We start from the raw sequence: 273 nt of genomic DNA on the forward strand, positions 1-273 counted from the left end.
GCTGGAATCCCGGCGCCGAGTCGCCCTGGCTGGCGCGCGAACGGCACCTGCACGCGCTGCAGGATGCCGCCGATCACCTGGCGCTGGCCGCGGAACACGCCGAACAGGACGACCGCGTGCTGGACCTGTTCGCCGAGGAACTGCGGCTGGCGCATGACAGCCTGTCGAGCATCACCGGGAAGTTCACCAGCGATGATTTGTTGGGCGAAATCTTCTCGAGCTTCTGCATCGGGAAGTAGTGCTCATGGCCGCTCCCGCCAGCACACCTCACCG

At 66.3% G+C, this 273-nt stretch carries 1 pseudogene; it reads left to right on the forward strand.

From position 1 onward, the window contains the following. Window positions 1–239, forward strand: a pseudogene (locus SB764_RS40195) (tRNA uridine-5-carboxymethylaminomethyl(34) synthesis GTPase MnmE); the annotation flags it as partial. Window positions 240–273: the final 34 nt, after the last annotated feature.

Source organism: Paraburkholderia sp. SIMBA_027 (assembly GCF_046535315.1).
GTDB lineage: Bacteria > Pseudomonadota > Gammaproteobacteria > Burkholderiales > Burkholderiaceae > Paraburkholderia > Paraburkholderia tropica.